This window comes from Microbacterium radiodurans, assembly GCF_008710705.1.
GTDB classification, from domain to species: Bacteria; Actinomycetota; Actinomycetes; order Actinomycetales; family Microbacteriaceae; genus Microbacterium; species Microbacterium radiodurans.
In genome coordinates, this window is record NZ_VYRZ01000003.1 from 469,831 (window position 1) to 488,855 (window position 19,025).

The 19,025-nt window shown below is 70.9% G+C and carries 17 protein-coding genes and 1 tRNA gene; 7 read left to right on the forward strand and 11 right to left on the reverse strand.

Going from position 1 to position 19,025, the window contains the following annotated elements:
* Nucleotides 1-21 precede the first annotated feature (21 nt).
* Nucleotides 22-1,521, forward strand: a complete 1,500-nt coding sequence (locus F6B42_RS12435) for an alpha/beta hydrolase (RefSeq protein WP_150420281.1) — start codon at nucleotides 22-24, stop codon at nucleotides 1,519-1,521.
* A 107-nt stretch (nucleotides 1,522-1,628) separates the two neighbouring features.
* On the opposite strand, the gene F6B42_RS12440 is transcribed toward F6B42_RS12435, so the two are convergent.
* From F6B42_RS12440 to F6B42_RS12450, 3 genes are all read right to left on the reverse strand, one after another.
* Entirely contained in the window at nucleotides 1,629-2,288 is a 660-nt protein-coding gene (locus tag F6B42_RS12440) for a methionine ABC transporter permease (protein WP_150420002.1), read from the reverse strand.
* A complete protein-coding gene (locus tag F6B42_RS12445; RefSeq protein WP_150420003.1) occupies nucleotides 2,281-3,318 on the reverse strand; it encodes a methionine ABC transporter ATP-binding protein in 1,038 nt (345 codons plus the stop codon). Before F6B42_RS12445 ends, F6B42_RS12440 begins: the two co-directional genes overlap by 8 nt.
* Nucleotides 3,319-3,384: 66 nt before the next feature.
* The gene (locus tag F6B42_RS12450) at nucleotides 3,385-4,278 is read right to left on the reverse strand and encodes a MetQ/NlpA family ABC transporter substrate-binding protein (protein WP_150420004.1); all 894 of its coding nucleotides are present in this window, start codon (nucleotides 4,276-4,278) and stop codon (nucleotides 3,385-3,387) included.
* A 231-nt stretch (nucleotides 4,279-4,509) separates the two neighbouring features.
* Here F6B42_RS12450 and F6B42_RS12455 point away from each other — a divergent pair.
* Nucleotides 4,510-4,582, forward strand: a tRNA-Thr gene (locus tag F6B42_RS12455).
* Between the two features lie 61 nt (nucleotides 4,583-4,643).
* Here the strand turns inward: F6B42_RS12455 and F6B42_RS12460 are convergent.
* The 3 genes from F6B42_RS12460 to F6B42_RS12470 form a co-directional block, all read right to left on the reverse strand.
* Entirely contained in the window at nucleotides 4,644-5,312 is a 669-nt protein-coding gene (locus F6B42_RS12460; RefSeq protein WP_150420005.1) for an Ltp family lipoprotein, read from the reverse strand.
* A gap of 132 nt (nucleotides 5,313-5,444) precedes the next feature.
* On the reverse strand, nucleotides 5,445-6,572 hold the full coding sequence (locus tag F6B42_RS12465) for a Gfo/Idh/MocA family protein (RefSeq protein ID WP_150420006.1): 1,128 nt from the start codon (nucleotides 6,570-6,572) through the stop codon (nucleotides 5,445-5,447).
* Nucleotides 6,569-7,333, reverse strand: a complete 765-nt coding sequence (locus F6B42_RS12470; RefSeq protein ID WP_150420282.1) for a sugar phosphate isomerase/epimerase family protein — start codon at nucleotides 7,331-7,333, stop codon at nucleotides 6,569-6,571. The genes F6B42_RS12465 and F6B42_RS12470 overlap by 4 nt, the downstream gene beginning before the upstream one ends.
* A 170-nt stretch (nucleotides 7,334-7,503) precedes the next feature.
* Here F6B42_RS12470 and F6B42_RS12475 point away from each other — a divergent pair, with 170 nt between their 5' ends.
* From F6B42_RS12475 to F6B42_RS12490, 4 genes are all read left to right on the forward strand, one after another.
* Nucleotides 7,504-8,112 (forward strand): TetR/AcrR family transcriptional regulator, encoded by a 609-nt coding sequence (locus tag F6B42_RS12475; protein ID WP_396652469.1) that lies wholly within the window; start codon nucleotides 7,504-7,506, stop codon nucleotides 8,110-8,112.
* 36 nt (nucleotides 8,113-8,148) lie between these two features.
* The gene (locus F6B42_RS12480; RefSeq protein ID WP_150420007.1) at nucleotides 8,149-8,544 is read left to right on the forward strand and encodes a hypothetical protein; all 396 of its coding nucleotides are present in this window, start codon (nucleotides 8,149-8,151) and stop codon (nucleotides 8,542-8,544) included.
* Between the two features lie 63 nt (nucleotides 8,545-8,607).
* Nucleotides 8,608-10,839 (forward strand): MMPL family transporter, encoded by a 2,232-nt coding sequence (locus tag F6B42_RS12485; RefSeq protein ID WP_223878483.1) that lies wholly within the window; start codon nucleotides 8,608-8,610, stop codon nucleotides 10,837-10,839.
* Entirely contained in the window at nucleotides 10,836-11,417 is a 582-nt protein-coding gene (locus F6B42_RS12490) for an isochorismatase family protein (protein WP_150420008.1), read from the forward strand. Before F6B42_RS12485 ends, F6B42_RS12490 begins: the two co-directional genes overlap by 4 nt.
* A 95-nt stretch (nucleotides 11,418-11,512) precedes the next feature.
* Here the strand turns inward: F6B42_RS12490 and F6B42_RS12495 are convergent, their stop codons facing one another.
* From F6B42_RS12495 to F6B42_RS12515, 5 genes are all read right to left on the reverse strand, one after another.
* Entirely contained in the window at nucleotides 11,513-12,973 is a 1,461-nt protein-coding gene (locus F6B42_RS12495; protein ID WP_223878484.1) for a serine/threonine-protein kinase, read from the reverse strand.
* Nucleotides 12,974-13,066: 93 nt separating this feature from the next.
* Complete coding sequence (locus F6B42_RS12500; protein ID WP_150420009.1) at nucleotides 13,067-14,311, reverse strand: ABC transporter permease; 1,245 nt, start codon at nucleotides 14,309-14,311, stop codon at nucleotides 13,067-13,069.
* On the reverse strand, nucleotides 14,311-14,997 hold the full coding sequence (locus F6B42_RS12505; protein ID WP_150420010.1) for an ABC transporter ATP-binding protein: 687 nt from the start codon (nucleotides 14,995-14,997) through the stop codon (nucleotides 14,311-14,313). The genes F6B42_RS12500 and F6B42_RS12505 overlap by 1 nt, the downstream gene beginning before the upstream one ends.
* Nucleotides 14,994-16,595 carry an efflux RND transporter periplasmic adaptor subunit gene (locus tag F6B42_RS12510; RefSeq protein ID WP_150420011.1) on the reverse strand — a complete coding sequence of 534 codons (1,602 nt, stop codon included), beginning with the start codon at nucleotides 16,593-16,595 and terminating at the stop codon, nucleotides 14,994-14,996. Before F6B42_RS12510 ends, F6B42_RS12505 begins: the two co-directional genes overlap by 4 nt.
* Nucleotides 16,592-17,566 carry a hypothetical protein gene (locus F6B42_RS12515; protein ID WP_223878485.1) on the reverse strand — a complete coding sequence of 325 codons (975 nt, stop codon included), beginning with the start codon at nucleotides 17,564-17,566 and terminating at the stop codon, nucleotides 16,592-16,594. Before F6B42_RS12515 ends, F6B42_RS12510 begins: the two co-directional genes overlap by 4 nt.
* A 94-nt stretch (nucleotides 17,567-17,660) precedes the next feature.
* On the opposite strand from F6B42_RS12515, the gene F6B42_RS12520 reads away from it, so the two are divergent.
* A complete protein-coding gene (locus tag F6B42_RS12520) occupies nucleotides 17,661-19,019 on the forward strand; it encodes a D-alanyl-D-alanine carboxypeptidase family protein (RefSeq protein WP_150420012.1) in 1,359 nt (452 codons plus the stop codon).
* Nucleotides 19,020-19,025 lie beyond the last annotated feature (6 nt).

Consider the following 19,025-nt stretch of genomic DNA (forward strand, 5'->3'; position numbering starts at 1 on the left):
GCCCTCGTCGGCGCCGCCGTCATGGCTCTCACGGGCTGCGTCTACAACGCGATCCCGCCCGAGTCCTCGCCGGCGCCCAGTCGCACGCCCGTCGTCGACGGCGTGTCCGCCGAGCTGCTGCCGTTCTACGAGCAGGAACTCGCCTGGGAGTCGTGCACGGGTGCGGATGCCGGTTCCTACGACTGCACGACGGTGCGGGCGCCCCGTGACTGGAACTCCCCGGGTGACGGGGAGATCGAGCTTGCCGTCGTCCGTCGTGCCGCCGACCGTGGCGACGCGCTCGGGTCGCTGCTGGTGAACCCGGGCGGTCCCGGCGCGAGCGGGTACGACCTCGTCGCCGACAGTGCGCAGTTCGCGGTCGGCGACGTGCTGGCGAGCCGGTACGACGTCATCGGATTCGACCCCCGAGGTGTCGGCAGATCGAGCGCGGTCGCCTGCCTCGATGCCGCGGGCACCGACGCGTACTTCTTCGACATCCCGGCCGCTCCCCGCGGCACGCCGGAATGGCGGGCTGAGCTGACGCAGCGCAACGAGTCGTTCGCCGCTGCGTGCGAGCAGAACAGCGACGGCATCCTGCCCTTCATCACGACGGAGTTCGCGGCCCGCGACATGGACCTCCTGCGCGGGGTGCTGGGCGACGAGAAGCTCAACTACCTCGGCTACTCCTACGGCACCTTCCTCGGCGCGACCTACGCCAAGCTCTACCCCGAGAAGGTCGGGCGCCTGGTGCTCGACGGCGCGATCGATCCGAGCGTTCCCTCCATCGACGTCAGCACGACCCAGGCCGTCGGCTTCGAGTCCGCGCTGCGGGCGTACATGCGATCGTGCCTCGACACCGGCGAGTGCCCGTTCCGGGGCTCGGTCGACGACGCGATGGCCGACCTCGGCATCCTGTTGGCGAGCGTCGACACCTCGCCGCTGCCCGCCGCTGACGGGCGGCAGCTGGGAGCGGACTCGCTCATGACCGCGATCATCGCGGCGCTGTATGCGGAGGGGAACTGGCCCATCCTCACGCAGGCGCTCGCCGGCGCCCTCGGGGGCGACCCGCAGACCGCGTTCGTGCTCGCGGACTTCTACTTCGCGCGGTCCGCCGACGGAACGTACCAGGACAATTCGTCAGAGGCCTTCCGCGCCTACAACTGCATGGATTACCCCGACGACCTGACCCCGGAGATCGAGTCCGCCGCGAACGCACGCATCGCCGCCGAGGCGCCGACGATCGCGCCGTACTGGGAGAGCGTCGATCTGTGCGAGGTCTGGCCGTACCCGCCGACGGGCACGCGTGGCGAGATCACCGCCGACGGGGCTCCGCCCATCGTCGTCGTGGGCACCACGAACGACCCCGCCACCCCCTACGAATGGTCCGTGTCCCTCGCCGACCAGCTCGCCTCGGGCGTGCTCGTCACACGTGAGGGCGAGGGGCACACGGGCTTCCAGAAGGGGAGCGCGTGCGTCGATGCGGCGGTCGAGTCCTACTTCGTCGACGGCACCGTGCCCGACGACGGTCTGGTCTGCCAGTGATGGCGGCCATCCGGGCCTGACACGGAGCGAGGTCCCACTTCGGCCGGGAGAGGGACGCTCATAGTCGGCCGAAGTGGGACCTCGCGGGGTGCCGCGCGGGGGCCGCGTCAGCGACGCAAGATGCGGCGCGCCAGAGCGTTGCCGAAGAACTGCACGCCCTGCACGATCACGACGATGACCAGCACGGCCGCCCACGTCACCCACGGGTTGAACTGGCGGAATCCGTTGACGAGGGCGAACTGACCGAGGCCGCCCGCGGCGATCGCCCCGGCGATCGCCGTCATATCGACGAGCGCGACCACGATGAAGGTGTAACCCAGCACCAGGGGGCCGAGAGACTCGCGCGGCACGAGGCGGAACAGGATGCGCGACCGGCTCGCTCCCGACGCGCGTGCCGCCTCGATGACACCCGGGCGGACGGTCAGGAGGTTCTGCTCGACGATGCGGCCGATCGCGAACATCGAGGCGATCGAGATCGCGAAGACGCCGAACTCGATGCCGATCCCGCGGATGCCGACGGCGCGCGCGAGCGGCTGCACGGCCGCGAGCAGGATGATGAACGGGATGGGGCGGAACGTGTTGACGATGACGTTCACGATCCCGAAGACCACGCGGTTCGGGAACAGGCTGCCCGCGCGCGTGGCGTAGAGGGCGAGACCGATGAGGAAGCCCGCGAGTCCGCCGAAGATCAGACTGAGCGTGATCATGTACAGGGTCTCGGCCGTCGCCGGCCAGAGCTCGGGCAGAAGGTCGATGAGTCTATCCACGGGAGTCCTCCTCGATGAGCGGGGCGTGGGCGGATGCCGCGGCGATCGCGCGGTCGACGGCATCCGTCTCGCCCGACAGCGCGAGCGTGAGGTGCCCGAAGACGCGGCCGCGGATGTCGTTGATCCCGCCGTGGATCAGTTCGAAGCGCACACCGTGCGACGAGAGTGCGGCGAAGACCTCCGCCTGGGTCGACTCCCCGTCGCGAATGGTGAAGGTCACGAGGCGCCCGGGGTGACGCACGCGGAGAGCCGCGAGCTTCTCGCCCGCGGGGACCTCGTCGATGATGCTGGCGACGAAGCGCTGCGTCGCGGGCTGCTGCGGCGCCGACAGCACGTCGAAGACCTCGCCGCTCTCGATGATGCGACCGTGCTCCATGACGACGACGCGGTCGGCGATCGCTCGCACGACCTCCATCTCGTGGGTGATGACGAGGATGGTGATGCCGAGCTCGGTGTTGACGCGTTTGAGCAGCGCCAGCACCTCCTGCGTCGTGTCGGGGTCGAGCGCGCTCGTCGCCTCGTCGGCGAGGAGGATGCGGGGACTCGTCGCCAGCGCTCGGGCGATGCCGACGCGCTGACGCTGACCGCCGGAGAGCTGCTCGGGGTAGTTGCGCGCCTTGCCGCCGAGCCCGACGAAGTCGAGCAGTTCGGCCACGCGCGTCTTGATCTCGGGGCGCGGTGTGCCGGCGACCTCGAGCGGGTACGCGACGTTCCCGGCGACCGTGCGTGAGTCGAACAAGTTGAACTGCTGGAAGATCATGCCGATGTCGCCGCGCAGGGTGCGGAGATCACGCTCGCGCAGTCCGGTGATGTCGCGGCCGTCGATCTCGACGCGTCCGCTCGTGGGCGACTCGAGCGCGTTGACCAGACGCAGCACCGTGCTCTTGCCGGCGCCGGAGTACCCGACGATGCCGCACACCGTCCCCGCGGCGATCTCCAGGTCGACGTCGTCGACGGCGACGACCGGATCACCGCCCTTGGTCGACGGCGGATAGCTCTTGGTCACCCCGGTGAGACGGATGAGAGTCATGGCGGCTCCTCGAACGGAACATGCGTGTGCGGCCCGTCCACGGGAACGGGCCGCACACGCAGGATGTCACTGGTTGGCGCGGATGTCGTCCTCGACGTCCTTCAGGGCGGAGACGAGCTCGTCGGCCGGCGTCTTGACGAGCACGGCGGAGTTGCCCGAGGCCTCCTGCAGTCCGTCGGTGACGGCCTGCGTGTCCTGGAAGATCTGGACGAGCTTCAGGTAGGTCGGGTTGTCGGCATCCTCGGCCTTCGCGGCGAAGATGTTGATGTAGGGCTGGGCGCTCGGGTCGCTGGGGTCGTCCGTGGCCAGCGCGTCCTCGAAGCTCAGACCGGCATCCTCGACGAAGTCGTTGTTGATGACGGCGCCGGCGACGTCGGGGAGCGACGTGGCGGTGAGAGCGGCATCCAGCGCTTCGACCGTGACCTTCGAGCCCGGCTCGACGTCGGCGACGGTCGAGAAGACCGAGCCGCCGTCCTTCAGCTCGATGAGGCCCTGCGCCTGCAGGACGAGCAGGCCGCGCGCCTGGTTGCTCTCGTCGTCGGGGACGACGACGGTCGAGCCGGCGGGGATGTCGTCGACCGAGTCGTACTGGGTGGAGTACAGGCCGAGCGGGTAGGTCGCCGTCGAGCCGATCGGCACGAGGTCGTCGTCGGCGTTCACGTTGTAGGTGGCGAGGTAGATGATGTGCTGGAACTGGTTCAGGTCCAGCTCCCCGGCGGAGAGGGCGGGGTTCGGCTGCGTGTACTCGGTGAAGTCGACGATGTCGACCTCGATGCCCTCGTCGGCCGCCGCCTCCGTGTAGGTCTCCCAGTAGGGGTCGCCGGCGCCGACGACGCCGATGCGGACGGGGCCCTCCTGCGCGGCATCGCCGGCGGTGTCGTCGCCCGTGCTGGCGCACGCGCCGAGCAGAAGGGCGAGGGGGAGTGCCAGGGCGGCAACGGATGCAAGTCGCTTGGTCATGGTGGTGCTCCTCGGGATTCGGGCACCGCGGGGCGGTGTCCCGCCCGTGCGCGGACGGGGCCGCGCTCGCCTCTTCGCGGTGCAGGACCGACGCTACGTCGGCTGCCCGGGTGGCGGTAATCGATGCGTAACACGGGGACTTTGCGATATGAGCGGATGCCGCATCCGCCGGTTCGCGACGGCTCGCGCGAGCATGTAAGCTTGCTGATCGTGCATCGCACAGCGACGCGCGCCGCCTTAGCTCAGACGGCAGAGCGATTCACTCGTAATGAATAGGTCAAGGGTTCGATTCCCTTAGGCGGCTCAGAACACCACGAAGGCCCGGACTCCTGGAGTCCGGGCCTTCGTCGTGCTGGGTGTTCGGATCAGCCGTTGAGGTTCGCGATCGCGTAGTCGGCTTCTTCCTGCGTGAACTTCTCGCCGTATTCGCTGACCAGCTGGTCGCGAATGGCCTCCGGCGACATGGCCATCGTCTCCTGGTAGGTCTTCGCCTTCGCCAGCGCGTTGGCGTTGTAGTCGGCCTGCAGGTTATCCACCGCGTACTGCGCCGCCTCGGGGCTGAACTTCTCGCCGTACTCGCTGACGAGCTGATCGTAGATGCCCGTCTTGCTCATCTGCATGATGGTCGAATAGGTCTCCGCCTTCACGAGGGCTGAGGCGAACTCCGCGGGCACGGCCTGCTCGGCGGGCTCGGCCGGTTCCGCGGGTGCAGCGGCCTCTGCGGGCTCTGCGGGCTCTGCGCTCTCGCCCGGAGCCGCCGGGGCGGCGGACGCCTGACGGTCGATCTCCGCATCGACGGCGCCGGCGAGTCCCGCCACGGAAGCGATCGACACGACGATGGCGACGATCCACGACACGGCCGCGACGATGAGGCCGGTGAGGGCGAGCCCGCGCTTCCGGTTCTTCAAGACGAGTCCGATGATGCCGAGCACGATGGCGGCCAGCGCCGGAAGCCAGGCGATGAAGCTGAGAACCGGAATGACCGCGAACAAGAACGCGACTGCGGCGACGATGACGGCTGCGAGCGAAACCACTCAACATGAGATTTCTCTCATCTGCCAGAACCGCAGCGACTTCGTTACTGAGCTGAAACCCGCCCCCACCGCCCGGCGGCGACACAGAGCCCCCGTCGACGGATCGACGGCGGCTCTGTGTCGTGCTGGGCGTTACAGCGTCGCGGCGAACGGGTCGAAGTCGACCGGCACGGCGGGAACCGGGGCGACGGTGCTCTCGACCGTCACGAACTCGCCCGAGGCGACCGACTCCTGCGCCGACAGCATGATGTCGAGCACGTGATAGCCGAGCTCGCCGCTGGCGATGTGCGGGCGCTCGGCGGCGATCGCGCGCACCATGTCGAGGAGCCCGAGGCCGCGGCCGGTGAGGACGCCCTCCTGCTCGACCTCGATCCACTCCTGCTCGCCCCACTTGCCGTCGGCGATGGACGTGCGCGCCTTGACGTACGCGATGCGACCCTCGAACTGGTTCGGGTCGGGGATCACGAGCGAACCCTCGGTGCCGTGCACCTCGAAGACGCCGTGACGCTCGAGCGCCGAGTCGAAGCTCAGGAGGCTCGCGGCCTGCTGACCTCCGTCGAAGGCGGTGAGCACCTGGAGCGAGGTGGGGACCTCGACCGGGAATGCGGTGCCGGCGTTGGGGCCGCTGCGGATGACGCGCTCCTCGAGCTTCTTGCGGCCGAGGGCCGCCACGCGCGAGACCGGGCCGAAGAGGCTCACGAGGCCCGTGAAGTAGTACGGGCCCATGTCGAGCAGCGGGCCGGCGCCCTGCGCGAACAGGAAGGCGGGGCTCGGGTGCCAGAGGTCCGGGCCCACGGTCTGGAAGGTGGTCGAGGCGAACATCGGCTCGCCGATGACGCCGGACTGGATCGCGCGCTTGGCGGTCTGGAAGCCCGGGCCGAGCACCGTGTCGGGAGCGGAGCCGATGCGCAGGCCCGCGGCATCCGCGTCGCGCAGCAGCTGAGCCGTGCCCTCGCGGTCGAGGCCGAGCGGCTTCTCGGTCCAGACGTGCTTGCCGGCGGCGATGGCACGCGACGAGACCTCGACGTGGACGGCCGGGATCGTGAGGTTCACGACGACGTCGACGTCGGGGTGGGCGAGGACGTCGTCGGTCGTGCCCCACTCGCCGACGCCGTGCTTCTCGGCCTGCGCCTTTGCGCGCTCGGTGTCGAGGTCGCCCAGGATCACGACGCGGACGTCGGGGAACGAGTTCAGGTTCTCGAGGTAGGTGTCGCTGATGACACCCACACCGACGAAGCCGACGCCCACGGGGCCGGTCATGCCTGGACGCCGTTCTCGCGGAGGAACGCCAGGCTCGCCGCGACGTCGGCGAAGACGTCGCCGGGGGCGGTGTCGTATTCGACGACGGCGTACTTCAGGTTGGTCGCCGCCTGCAGCGACGCGACGAGGGGCACCTCGCCGGTGCCGGCGTGGCGCTGGTCGAGGCTCGACGAGCCGAACTCGCCGGCGCCGGGCGCCCACGGATTCGACGTCGGCACGATGCCGTCCTTGACGTGCACGGCGATGAGCCGGTCGCCCAGGCTCTTCACGAGAGCGGGGACGTCCTGGCCGCCGGTGAGCGCCCAGAACAGGTCGAGCTCGATCGCGACGCGCTCGTCGAGGAGCGACACGAGACGCTCGTAGGCCGACTGGCCGTCGAAGGATGCCACGAACTCCTGCGCGTGGTTGTGGTAGCCGACGGTGAGGCCGAACGACGCCGCCTTCTCGGCGGCCGAGTTCAGGCGCTCGGCGATGTCGGCGACGCCGTCCTCGGTGAGCCACCGGTCGGGCGCGACGAAGGGATCGATCACGGTCTGGATGCCGATGGCGGCGGCGGCCTCGAAGACGACCTCGGGGGCGGGCGTCGGGATGGAGCCGTCCGGCGTCCAGAGCTCGTCGCTCAGCAGCGGCGCGTGACCGGTGGGGGAGGCGAGGCCCGCGGCATCGAGCGCGGCGCGGATCTCGGTCGGGCGCGAGACGAAGTCGAACGCCTCGACGTTGGAGAACCCGATCTCGGCGAGTTTCGCCAGCGATCCGGTCATATCGGCGGAGAACTCCTTCGCGAGCGAATAGAGCTGGACGGATGCCTGGACCTCAGTCACAGTCGACCTTCTTTCGTACGTCTTCGTGCGTGCGCGCCCGGCTCGATCCGGGCACGCGCTCACGCTAACACGTAATACATCCACGTGGAGGTTTTGATACAGTCCCGGATGTGAGCACCGACGGCGAGAACGCGATGGGGCGCCCGGGCGCCTATGCGAAGGGTGTCGCCCGCCGCCGGGAGATCCTCGACCGCGCGATCGAGGTGTTCCAGGAGCGCGGGCTCCAGGGCACCTCGCTCCGCCGCATCGCCGAGGCGATCGGCGTCTCGCATGCGGCCCTCCTGCACTACTTCGAATCGCGCGAGCAGCTGCTCGTGGCGGTGTACGAGCACGCCGAGATCCAGCGCGGCATCCGCGATCCGCACCCGGTCGATGCGACGGGTGTCGAGACGATGGTGCGATCCGCTGTGGTGAACGTGACCGTTCCCGGCCTGGTCGAGCTCTACTCGACGCTCGTCGCGGGGGCGCTCGAGAGCGGCAGCGAGCACGGGAAGCGCTTCTTCACGGCGCGGTTCGAGCGCGTGCGACGCGACCTCGTCGAGCGTCTGGCCGCCGAGCAGCGCGCCGGGACCGTCCGCGACGACGTGTCGGCCGAGCATCTCGCCGCGCTCCTGGTCGCCGCGTCCGACGGTCTGCAGGTGCAGTGGCTGCTCGATCCGTCCATCGAGCTCGAGAGGACGCTCGCCTCGCTGTCGGTGCTGCTGCGTCCGTCGCGCTGATCCGAAGCCGTTCGCCCCATCGTCCATACTGTGGACATGAGTCTCGCCCTCGATGCCGTCGTCGAGGTCTTCACATGGATCGGTCTCGGCGGTGCCGTCGCGGTCGCGATCGCGCTCGTCGCCGTCTGGGCGTTCGACGGCACGTGGCTGCCCGCCGAGGCGCTCGTCGACCACGAGGCCGACGGCACGTGGGTGCGCTGGTTCGACGCCGACGGCGAGGCCAACAGCGCCCGCGCAAGCGATCATCTCGCTGCCGAACTGGCCGGACGCGACCGGTCGCCGATCTGGTACCGACACGGGTGGCAGGGCCGGATGCGGCTCACGCGACGACCCCCGGCGGCGCGCCCGCTGGCCGTCGCGCTCGCGGCCCTGCTCGCTCTCAGCGTGGTCTCGTTCGCGGTCTCGATGATCAGCTACCTCGCGCGCGGCTGAGGCGGCCGCGAGTCCGCTCGAGCAGAAGTGGCGGATCGATTAATCGCTAGATAAGCTACCTACGTGACGAGCGAACAAAAGCGCACGCGGTGGCTGCGCATCGGCATCCCGGCCCTCCTGGTCCTCATCTGGCTGGTGGGCGGAACCGTCGGCGGCCCCTACTTCGGAAAGGTCGACGAGGTCGCCACCAACGATCAGTCGTCGTTCCTGCCCGCGAGCGCGGACGCGACGAAGGTGAACGAGCGCCTCGGCGACTTCACCGAGGCCGACGAGATCCCGGCCGTGGTGGTCGCGGCATCCGATACGCCTCTCGACGACACGCAGCTCGGCGAGATCGCGGCGCTGGCCGTCGCCATCTCGCAGGTGTCGGGCGTCGGCGAGATCTCGCCGCCCATCCCGTCGGAGGACGGCCTCGCGGTGCAGCTTTTCGTCCCGATCGACGGATCGGGCGAGATCGGCGAGATCGTCGGCGAGATCCGCGCGCTTCTGGCCGACGAGGCGCCGCCGGGCGTCGAGGCCTGGGTGACGGGACCGGCCGGATTCACCGCGGACCTCGTCGAGGGGTTCCTCGGCATCGACGGGCTGCTCCTCGCGGTGGCGCTGGCGGCCGTGTTCGTCATCCTCGTGATCGTCTACCGCTCGCCCCTGCTGCCGATCCTCGTGCTGCTGACATCGGTGTTCGCTCTCTGCGTCGCGCTGCTGACGGTCTGGTGGCTCGCGAAGGCCGACATCGTCGTCCTGAACGGCCAGGTCCAGGGCATCCTCTTCATCCTGGTCATCGGCGCCGCGACCGACTACGCGCTCCTGTTCGTCGCGCGCTTCCGTGAAGCGATCGGCAGCGGCGATGACCGCTGGAGCGCGACGACGCGGGCCTGGAAGGGCGCCGTCGAGCCGATCCTCGCGTCGGGCGGCACGGTCATCGCGGGCCTGCTCTGTCTGCTGCTGAGCGACCTCGCGAGCAACAAGGCGCTCGGTCCGATCGCCTCGATCGGCATCGCCTTCTCGATGCTCTCGGCGCTGACCTTCCTTCCGGCGCTGCTCGCGCTGTTCGGGCGCGTCGCATTCTGGCCGTTCATCCCGAAGACGGGCGCGATCGATCTGCCCGACGACCCCGCCGTGGCGGTCCGAGGGATCTGGCCCCGCCAGGCCCGCTTCGTCGCGCGCCGCGCGCGTCCCGTCTGGATCGTGAGCACCGTGGTGCTCCTCGCCGGGGCCGCGGGCGTTCTGCAGTTGAACGCGAACGGGGTGCCCGCGAGCGATCTCGTGCTCGGCGAGTCCCAGGCGCGCGACGGTCAGGTCGCGCTCGCCGACCACTTCCCGGCGGGCTCGGGGAGCCCGGCGTCGATCATCGTGCCCGAGAGCGGCCTCGCCGACGCCCTCGCCGTTCTCGACGAGAACGACGGCATCTCGTCGGTGTCGGCCGTCGCCGCGGACTCGCCGACGGGGCAGGTCTCGGTCGCCCTCGAGAACGGCGAGCCCGTCTTCGCGGCAGCCGGCCCGCCGGGGGCGCCCGCGGTGGAGCCGACCGTCTCGGACGGCGATCTGCTGCTCTCGGTCACCCTCACCGATCCCGCCGACTCGCTGGCCGCGGAGGACACGGTTCGCGAGCTCCGTGCCGCCTTCGCCGAGACGGTGCCCGACGCGCTCGTGGGCGGGACGACGGCGACGGACCTCGACACCAACGACACCTCGATCCGCGACCGCACGGTCATCATCCCGGTGATCCTCGTCGTCATCCTGCTGATCCTGATGCTGCTGCTGCGATCGGTACTCGCGCCGGTGCTGCTGATCCTCAGCACGATCCTGTCGTTCGGCACGGCGCTCGGCGTCAGCGCCCTGGTGTTCAACCACGTCTTCGACTTCCCCGGCGGCGACCCGGCGGTGCCGCTCTACGGCTTCGTGTTCCTGGTGGCCCTCGGCGTCGACTACAACATCTTCCTGATGTCGCGGGTGCGTGAGGAGACGCTGCACCACGGCACGCGCCGGGGCATCGCCCGCGGACTCGTCGCGACGGGCGGGGTGATCACGTCGGCCGGGCTCGTGCTGGCGGCGACCTTCGCGGCGCTCGGCGTCATCCCGATCCTGTTCCTCGCGCAGATCGCGTTCATCGTCGCGTTCGGGGTGCTGCTCGACACCTTCGTCGTGCGGTCGCTCCTCGTGCCGGCGCTCGCCCACGACATCGGCCCCGCGGTCTGGTGGCCGTCGAAGCTGTGGCGACGCGAGCGCGACGAGCGCCGCGCACTCCGGGCCGGGGATCGCATCACCGAGGAGGCGGAGCGTACCCTCGACGCATGAGCCGAGCGCTGTTCATCGTCGACGTCCAGAACGACTTCACCGAGGGCGGTGCCCTGGGGGTGACGGGAGGCGACGCCGTCGCGGCGGCGATCACCCGCCACCTGCGGGCCCACGCCGACGACTACGCCCTGATCGTGGCATCGCGTGACTGGCATCACGCCGACCACGACAACGGCGGTCACTTCGCCGCGGGTGAACCAGACTTCGTCGACACCTGGCCGGTGCACTGCGTCGCCGACACGGCGGGGGCGGAGTACGACCCAGGGCTCGACACGGCGGCGGTGACGCATCACCTGCGCAAGGGCCAGGGCGTTCCCGCCTACTCGCTGTTCGAAGGAACGACGGATGCCGGCGAGTCGGTCGCCGACCTGCTCACCGAGCGCGGGGTGGTCGACGTCGACGTCGTCGGTCTCGCGCTGGACTACTGCGTGCGCGCCTCCGCCCTCGACGCGCTGGCTCACGGCCGGCGCGTGCGGATCCTCACCGATCTCGTCGCCGGGGTCGCCGACCACACCAGCGAGGCGGCGCTCGCCGAGCTCGCCCACGCGGGTGCGGAACTGAGCGAGTCCGGCGCCTGACGGCATCCGCGGATATCGCCGACGGGCGCACAGCTGCACGTCGGGCGCGGAGATGTCTGCGCCGGATGCTGCGACGTGCGCCCTTCGGCGACGGGTCAGCGGTTGCCGTTGCCGGAGTTGCCGGAGTTTCCGTTGCCGGAGTTGCTGCCGGAGCCGGCGTTGGGGTTTCCGGAGCTGCCGTTGCCGGAGTTGTTGCCCGGGCCCGCGTTCGGGTTGCCCGAGTTCGCGGCTCCGGTGCTGCCGGGAGCGTCATCCGCCGGAGCCGGTTCCGAGACGGTGGCCGGCTGTTCGACCGGAGCCGGCGTGACTTCGTCGACCGTCGCCGCCGGGACGATCCCGCCTTCTGTGGAAACCGGCTCGGGCTGAGGGGCGACGCTCGGCTCGGTCTCCAGCGTCGTGGCGGGCGTCTCGAGCGGGCCGGTGGTCGGTGTCGCGGGCGGCATCGTCAGCAGCAGTGCGGCCGTGACGGCGGCCGCCGCCCCCGCGAGCGACAGTGCGCCGGTCCGAAGCAACGCGCGCCGACGACGCGTGCGCGACGCCTCCCGCCGCGTCCTCGCGGCCGGGCGAGGCACGATCGCGGTCGTCGAGGTCGCCGTCGTGATCTCCTCGATGGCCGTTGCGTCTATGCCCGACGCCGCCGAGGCGGTGATCGGCCACGCCGCGGTCTCGAGCGAGGCGTGCGCGGCGCGGTGGGCGGTGTCGTCGGGCGCGCCCGGATCGAGGTGCGCCGCGGCAGCCGCCTCGACGATCTCGAGGGCCGAGGGGCGATCGCCCGGCTCGCGGGCCGTCATGGCGGCGAGCAGCTGTCGCCACGACCGCCCGAGCGTCGCCGGCATGTCGGGGTCGCGGGTGAGCCGGGCGAGCAGCTGCCCCCGGTTGCCTTCGGTGCCGGCGAACGCTCGCTCACCGGTGGCCGCCTCGAGCAGCACGAGACCGAGCGCGTAGATGTCCGACGACGGTGCGGGGGCGGCGCCGTGCAGCAGTTCCGGAGCGATGTACGCGGCGGTGCCGACGATCAGGCTCGGCGAGGTGACCCGGTCGCTGCCGAGGAGGTGCGCGATGCCGAAGTCGGCGAGTTTCGCCCGGAGCGCGACGCCCGGAACCCGCGAGCGTGAGAGCAGGATGTTGGACGGCTTGACGTCGCGGTGGACGATGCCGGCGTCGTGCACGACGTGCAGAGCATCGGCGAGCTGATCGGCCAGTGCGGCGAGCTCGTCGAGGCCGAGCGGTCCCGCCGTCAGCCGCGCCGCGAGCGTGCGGCCGGCGACGTGCTCCATCACGAGGAAGCGGGGCTCGAAGGCGAGGTGGGCGTCGAACAGCGTGACGAGGGCGTGGTGGTTGAGTGAGGCGAGCGAGCGCGTCTCGATCGCGGCGCGTTCGGTGGCCGCGGCATCCGTTCCGTCTGCGCGCAGCACCTTGACCGCGACCCGGCGACCGAGCGCCGTGTCTTCGGCGAGGAAGACCTGCGCCATGCCGCCGACGCCGATCGGTTCGAGCACGCGGTAGCGGTCGACGAGGAGCATGCCGGGCACGACGCCCATCGTGTCGTCGTTCATCCCGCGCCCTCGTGCTCGATCGTCCCCGCCGACGGCAACGGTAATCGCGGTGCATCCGTCGCGACGTGGGGTGGCGCCGAACGCCGTCGCGCGCTATGCGTTCGCGCGCAGCGCGGCGATCGGTTCGATGCGCGACGCGCGTTGCGCCGGGATGCCGCCGGCCGCCAGGCCGATGAGAGCCCCGAGCACGGTGCCGCCGAGCGCCACGAGCGGGTCGACCACCGGCACCCATTGCTGCACGAGCGACACGCCCAGCACGGCGAAGACGCCGAGCGCCGCGCCGACCAGCCCGCCGAGCAGACCGATGACCACGGACTCGACGACGAACTGCCCCGCGATCTGACGCCCCGTCGAGCCCAGCGCGCGTCGGAGGCCGATCTCGCCGGTGCGTTCGAGCACCGACAGCGTCGTGACATTGGCGATGCCGAGGCCGCCCGCGAGCAGCACGATGACGCCGAGGATGATGAAGACGATGTTGACGTCGCCCTGCACGTTCCGCGCGAGATCCGAGCGCGCCTGCGGGGCGCTCACCTCCAGCGTGTCGACCGCGTCGGGGGCGAGCGCCAACGGTGCCTGCTCGCGAAGCTGAGGCCCGGTGCCGAGGGCGATCCGCGCGACCACGTCACCCGGCGAGGCGAGCTGGAAGTCGGCTCGGGCGGCGCCGGTGGGGATGACGACGGCGTCGGCGAGCTCGGCGCGCCGATCGAGACCCTCGAAGATCCCGATGACCGCGTACGAGACGCCTCCGATGAAGATCGACGGCTGGGTGTCGACGCGGTTGACGGCCAGGCGCTCGGCGGCGCGTGCGCCGAGGATCGCGACGCGGTCGCCGCGTTCGTCGTGCCCGTCGTCGAAGACGCGTCCGGTCACGACCCGGCCGCCGAGCGTGCCGAGCACGTCTCCCGACGCCGCGACGAGAGCGGGCGGCGCGACGGCCGCGATGGAGGGATCGTTGAGCGGCACGGCGGTGATGGTGTTCTCCCGCAGCGTCACCGGCGAGAGCGAGACGGCCGATTCCACGCCGGCCAGGCGTTCGAGGCGGTCGGGTGCGTCCCACGGGAGCGCAGCGGTCGCGACGCTCTGTCCGCTCCGCGCCTGCGCCTCGGTGGGGGCGACGCTCAGGTGCGTCGCGGCGGCGGCGTCGAACTGCCGGGCGATCTGGCCCGACGCGGTCTGGGCGAACCCGATCGTGGCGACGAGCGCCCCGATGCCGAGCACGGTGCCGAGCACGGTCATGAGCAGCCGGCCCGGACGGGAGGCGATGTCGACGGTCGCCTCGAGGACGAGGTCGCCGAAGCCGAATCGATCGGCGCGAGGGATGCGCGGGGAGCCGGCCATCAGGGCAGCTCGCTCATCCGGCCGTCGTCGATGCGGATGCGGCGCGCCGCCCGATCGGCCACGTGCTGGTCGTGGGTGATGACGACGAAGGTCAACCCGCCGTCGTGGAGCTCTTCGAACAGCGCCATGATGTCGGCTGTCGTCGCCTGGTCGAGGTTGCCGGTCGGTTCGTCGGCGAGGATCACACTCGGCTGCGTCACGACGGCGCGCGCGACGGCGACGCGCTGACGCTCGCCGCCCGAGAGGAGCCCCGGCAGGAAGTCCACGCGATGTCCGAGTCCGACCCGCTCGAGCGCTTCGCGCGCACGGCCGGCTCGCTCGCCGCGGGGCATGCCGCTGTAGAGCATCGGGAGCATCACGTTCTCGAGCACGGTGCGGCGCGGCATGAGATGGAACGCCTGGAAGACGAACCCGAGGCGCCGAGCACGAACGGCGGCACGTTCGTCCTCGGTGTACCCGCCGGTCAGGTCGCCCGCGAGCCGGTACTCGCCGACCGTCGGACGATCGAGGAGACCGAGGATGTTGAGCATCGTCGACTTGCCGGAACCGCTCGGCCCGACGATCGAGACGTAGTCGCCGTCGGCGACCGTCAGGTTGATGCCCTTCAGAGCCTGCACCTCGGGCGGCCCGGGGAAGGACCGGGTCACGTCGCGCAGCTCGATGACCGGCGCCGCAGCATCCGTCATCGTCCGACCACGACGAGGTCGTCCGTCGCCAGCTCGCCGTCGACGGCGCGCACCTCGACGGCGCCACCCGCCGAGAGGCCGGTCTCGACCACGACGAGTCTCGTCGCCGCCCGGGAGTCCCGAGGGTCGCCGTCGACGACCTCGACGCGCGTCTCGCCGCCCGGCCCTGCCGTCAGCGCGGCGGCGGGGACGCTCAGCACGTCGCCCGCGGTGGCACCGACGGCGATGACGACACGCACGTTCGTACCCTGAAGCTGGGCGATCTGCTCCGGTGTCAGATCCGCCGGCTGCAACGTCACCTGCCACCGCGTCTCGCCGTTCGCGCCGGGGGTCACCTCCGAGACGGTCGCGGTGTGCTCGGCGCCGTCGGGCAGCGCGAACGTCGCGGTCGCGCCCACGGTCAGCAGCGCGGCGTCGGCCTCGGCGGCCGATCCGGTGAGGGCGACCGTCGCGCCCGAGACGGTCATCGCTGCGCCCGAGAGGATGCTGCCGCGCTCGGCGGTCACGGCGTCGACGCGCCGGGGGAGTTCGGTCAGATACAGCACCTCACCCGCGGGCAGAGCGGGCAAGGCCTCCTGGCGGGCACGGGTGAGGTCTCGCTGCGCTTGCTCGAGCTGCGAGGCGGCGGCATCGACGGCGCCGCGCTCGGCGCTCGTGTCGCGGCCGACGTCGAGCTGCTGACGACGAAGCTGGGCGAGGGCGAGCTCGTCTTCGGCGTTGCCGATCCCGACGGCATCGTTCGGATCGGTCGCGCGCGCCGCGTCGAGGGTGCGACGCGCGCTCGCGACCTGATTGTCGGCCTCGCGGATCTCGACGGCGGACGCTCCGGAGCGCGCCGTCGTGAGCGCCGCGCGGGCACTGGTGAGAGCCTGCTCGGCCGAACGGACACCGTCCTGGGCGCCGCGGACGGCGCTCTCGCCGTCCTCCTCGGACGCCGGACCGGTGTAGCCGACGGCCGCGTACAAGGCGGTGACGGCTCCGGCGGCCTGCTCGTCGAAGACGTCGTTCGCCGGATCGCCGGCGTCGATGCCCACGGCGCGCATGGCCTCCTTGAACTGGACGACATCGGGTCCCGAGACGCCGAATCGGAGCGTGCGGTAGGCCGGCAGCTCGCCCGGCAGCGTGATGACCGGGCGCCCGGCCACCTCGAGGGCGACCGAGAGCGGGCCGAGTTCGGCGCCGAGCTCGGGCACCTGACCGGTGACCACGGCGGGTCCGGCGATCGCCGAGGTGTCGATCTTCACCTCGACCGGGTCGGCGAAGCCGACATCGCTGCGGATGGTGACGTCGTTGCTCAGCGGTCCGAACGCGACCGGCACGGTGACGAGACCCGGTGCGGGGGCATCGTCGGCCGTCGCCGAGGCCGGGGCCATGACGAAGCGCCCGAGCAGGAGCCCTCCCACGAGAGCCAGCACGGCGATCCCGGCGGTGATCCAGAGGGCGCGGTTGCGCGAGACCACCGCGCGCCACGGGCTCGGTGCGGGAGCGGCGGAGGCGTCGGCGATCGACGGCTCCGGGTCGGCCGCGGGGTCGACGAGCAGGTCGTCGACCGACGCGTTCGCGGAGGTCGCGGCATCCGATTCGGGGCGCTCGCTCACGAACGAGCCTGCTCAGCCGCTGCCTTCATCGCTTCGAGCTCGGTCTTGTGATCGGCCACGAACTGCTCCTCGGCGGCGAACTGCGCCTTCTGGTACGCCGTGCGGTAATCGGTCTCATCGCGGCAGTCGAGGTCGGCCAGCGCGAGCTCGACCTCGCGCTCGTGGATCTCGTCCATGGCGGACGGGTCGGGCCCGGTCTCGGGGGTGTTCTCGTTCCAGAGCCCGTTGATCTCCTCGTAGATCGAGTTCTGCGCGTCGGACTGCGACGCGAAGCCGGGGTAGCCGGCGCCGTCCATGCACGACGCCCAGGCGCGGTCGAGCTCGGCGATGGCCGGCAGGCTCGCGGAGCTCTCGTAGAACGTGTTGATGGCGTCCATGACGTCGGCGAACTCGTCGGCCTGGGTCGGGTCGTCGCCCGAGACCTCGTGGCTCGCCCAGCCGTTGCAGCCGGCGGTCTCCCAGTTGTACTCGTAGGAGCCGTCCTCCGACATCTCCTCCTCGGTGGGCGTCGGTCCGTACAGTGCCTCGTAGAAGGCCGTCTGCTCGGACTCCGACAGGCTCGCGACGTAGTCGGCGTTCGGATCCTCGGTCATCTGCTCGGGCTCGGGCTGCTCGTCGGCGCCCGGGTACTTCACGGCGCCGTAACCCCACTGCGCGACGAACTCGCGGTCCTCGGGCTTCCACTCGACGCCCGAGTCGAAGACTCCCGTCGAAGACGGCATCGGGATGTACTCGAACCCCTGGTCGGTCATGCACTGGGCGACGAGCTCCTCGCGCTCGGTGTTCTCGGCGGCGTAACGGGCCTCCTGCTCCTCGGAGCTGAGATCGCCGCCGTAGAACGCCTGGAAGTACTCGCCGATGGGCGAGATATCGTCCTCCGACGGCGCCGCATCGCCCCCCGAGCATCCGGTGACGATGAGTACCAGGCCCAGTACGGCCGGCGCGATGGCGGAGAGAGATTTCCGGTGCACGTGCAACCCCCTTGAAGTGCGAACGAGTCTCACACTATGGGGAAGCTGTGTTCCGGCGAATCATCCGACAGGATGATCAGCGGGGGGATTTCGGATGATGCAGCACGACGACGGGGGAGACCTCGCGGAGTTCGAGGACATCCTGCGCACGCAGGGTCCGGCGACGGTGGATGCCGCGGCGGCGCGCAAGCGCCGGCGAGCCCGGACCGGTGGATTCGTCGCCTTCGCCGTGATCGCGGCGCTGGTCGTCGGAGCGCCGACCGCATACACGCTGTGGGCTCTGCAGGCCCCGCTGCCGGAGCCGATCCTCGCAGCGGAGACACCGACGGCTCCGCAACGCGACGCCGCTGAGATCTACGTCGCGCCGGAGGGGTCGTCGGCAGTTGCGGTGACCGGCGGTGGCGCGTATCTCGACGCCGCCGACACCGTGCTGGGATCCGACGGAGCACTGTGGACCGAGAGCGGGATCGACGAGGTGCGGCCGATGGCGAGCATCGCGAAGGTCGTGGCCGCCCTGGTGATCCTCGACGCGCACCCCATCGACGGCGACGGCGGTGGCCCGACCCTCACCTTCGGACGCGCCGACCACGCGCTCTATGACGCCTACTACGTGCGCGGTGCGACGATCGCTGCGATGCCGATCGGCACCTCGATGTCGCTGCGCGATGCCCTCGCGACGATGCTCGTGCCGTCGGCGAGCAACTACGCCGAGGCCGTCAGTTCGTGGGCGTTCGGGTCGGTGGGCTCCTACGCCCGCGCCGCCGAGCGCTGGCTCGCGGCGAACGGGCTGGAGAACACCCGGGTGGTCGAGCCGACGGGTCTCGATCCGCGCAACACCAGCACCGCTCGCGATCTCATCACGCTGGGGCGCCTGGCGGCCGCGAATCCGGTCGTCGCCCGGATCGTGGCGACGCCGTCGATGTCGGTGAGCGGCGCCGGCCGGATCGTCAACACGAACGCCCTCCTCGGTGAGCGCGGCATCACGGGCCTCAAGACGGGCACGCTCGAGGAGAGCGGATCGAACCTTCTCTACACCGCGAATCTCGACGTGGGCATCGGCGAGCCGCTGCAGGTCGTCGGAGTCATGCTCGGCGGCATCACGCAGCAGTCGGTGCGCCACAGCGTGCTGGCGACGCTCGACAGCATCGCCGGCGGCTTCCGCACGCAGCCGGTGGCCGCGGACGGGGATCGGGTCGGCACCTACACCACGGCGTGGGGCGGCACGGCCGACCTCGAGGTCGCGGGGGCGCCGACGCTGCGCTCGTGGTCCGATACGCCCATCACGGTTGAGATGACGGTGTCGACCCCGTCCATCATCGCCGACGGCGCCGAGGCCGGAGCGATCACGTGGACGGCCGGGCCCGAGAGTGTGACGGTGCCACTGCGCATCGCGGGTGACATCGAGCCGCCCTCGGCCTGGTGGCGGCTGACGCACCCGGGCGATCTGGGCTGAGAGACC

Coding starts and splice junctions, on each gene's coding strand:
- F6B42_RS12495 (WP_223878484.1), bottom strand. CDS start 12,973: ATGAACGACGACACGATGGGCGTCGTGCCCGGCATGCTCCTCGTCGAC.
- F6B42_RS12465 (WP_150420006.1), bottom strand. CDS start 6,572: ATGACCGGCCCCGTGGGCGTCGGCTTCGTCGGTGTGGGTGTCATCAGC.
- F6B42_RS12520 (WP_150420012.1), top strand. CDS start 17,661: ATGATGCAGCACGACGACGGGGGAGACCTCGCGGAGTTCGAGGACATC.
- F6B42_RS12480 (WP_150420007.1), top strand. CDS start 8,149: ATGAGTCTCGCCCTCGATGCCGTCGTCGAGGTCTTCACATGGATCGGT.
- F6B42_RS12470 (WP_150420282.1), bottom strand. CDS start 7,333: ATGACCGGATCGCTGGCGAAACTCGCCGAGATCGGGTTCTCCAACGTC.
- F6B42_RS12500 (WP_150420009.1), bottom strand. CDS start 14,311: ATGGCCGGCTCCCCGCGCATCCCTCGCGCCGATCGATTCGGCTTCGGC.
- F6B42_RS12490 (WP_150420008.1), top strand. CDS start 10,836: ATGAGCCGAGCGCTGTTCATCGTCGACGTCCAGAACGACTTCACCGAG.
- F6B42_RS12450 (WP_150420004.1), bottom strand. CDS start 4,278: ATGACCAAGCGACTTGCATCCGTTGCCGCCCTGGCACTCCCCCTCGCC.
- F6B42_RS12505 (WP_150420010.1), bottom strand. CDS start 14,997: ATGACGGATGCTGCGGCGCCGGTCATCGAGCTGCGCGACGTGACCCGG.
- F6B42_RS12445 (WP_150420003.1), bottom strand. CDS start 3,318: ATGACTCTCATCCGTCTCACCGGGGTGACCAAGAGCTATCCGCCGTCG.
- F6B42_RS12435 (WP_150420281.1), top strand. CDS start 22: ATGGCTCTCACGGGCTGCGTCTACAACGCGATCCCGCCCGAGTCCTCG.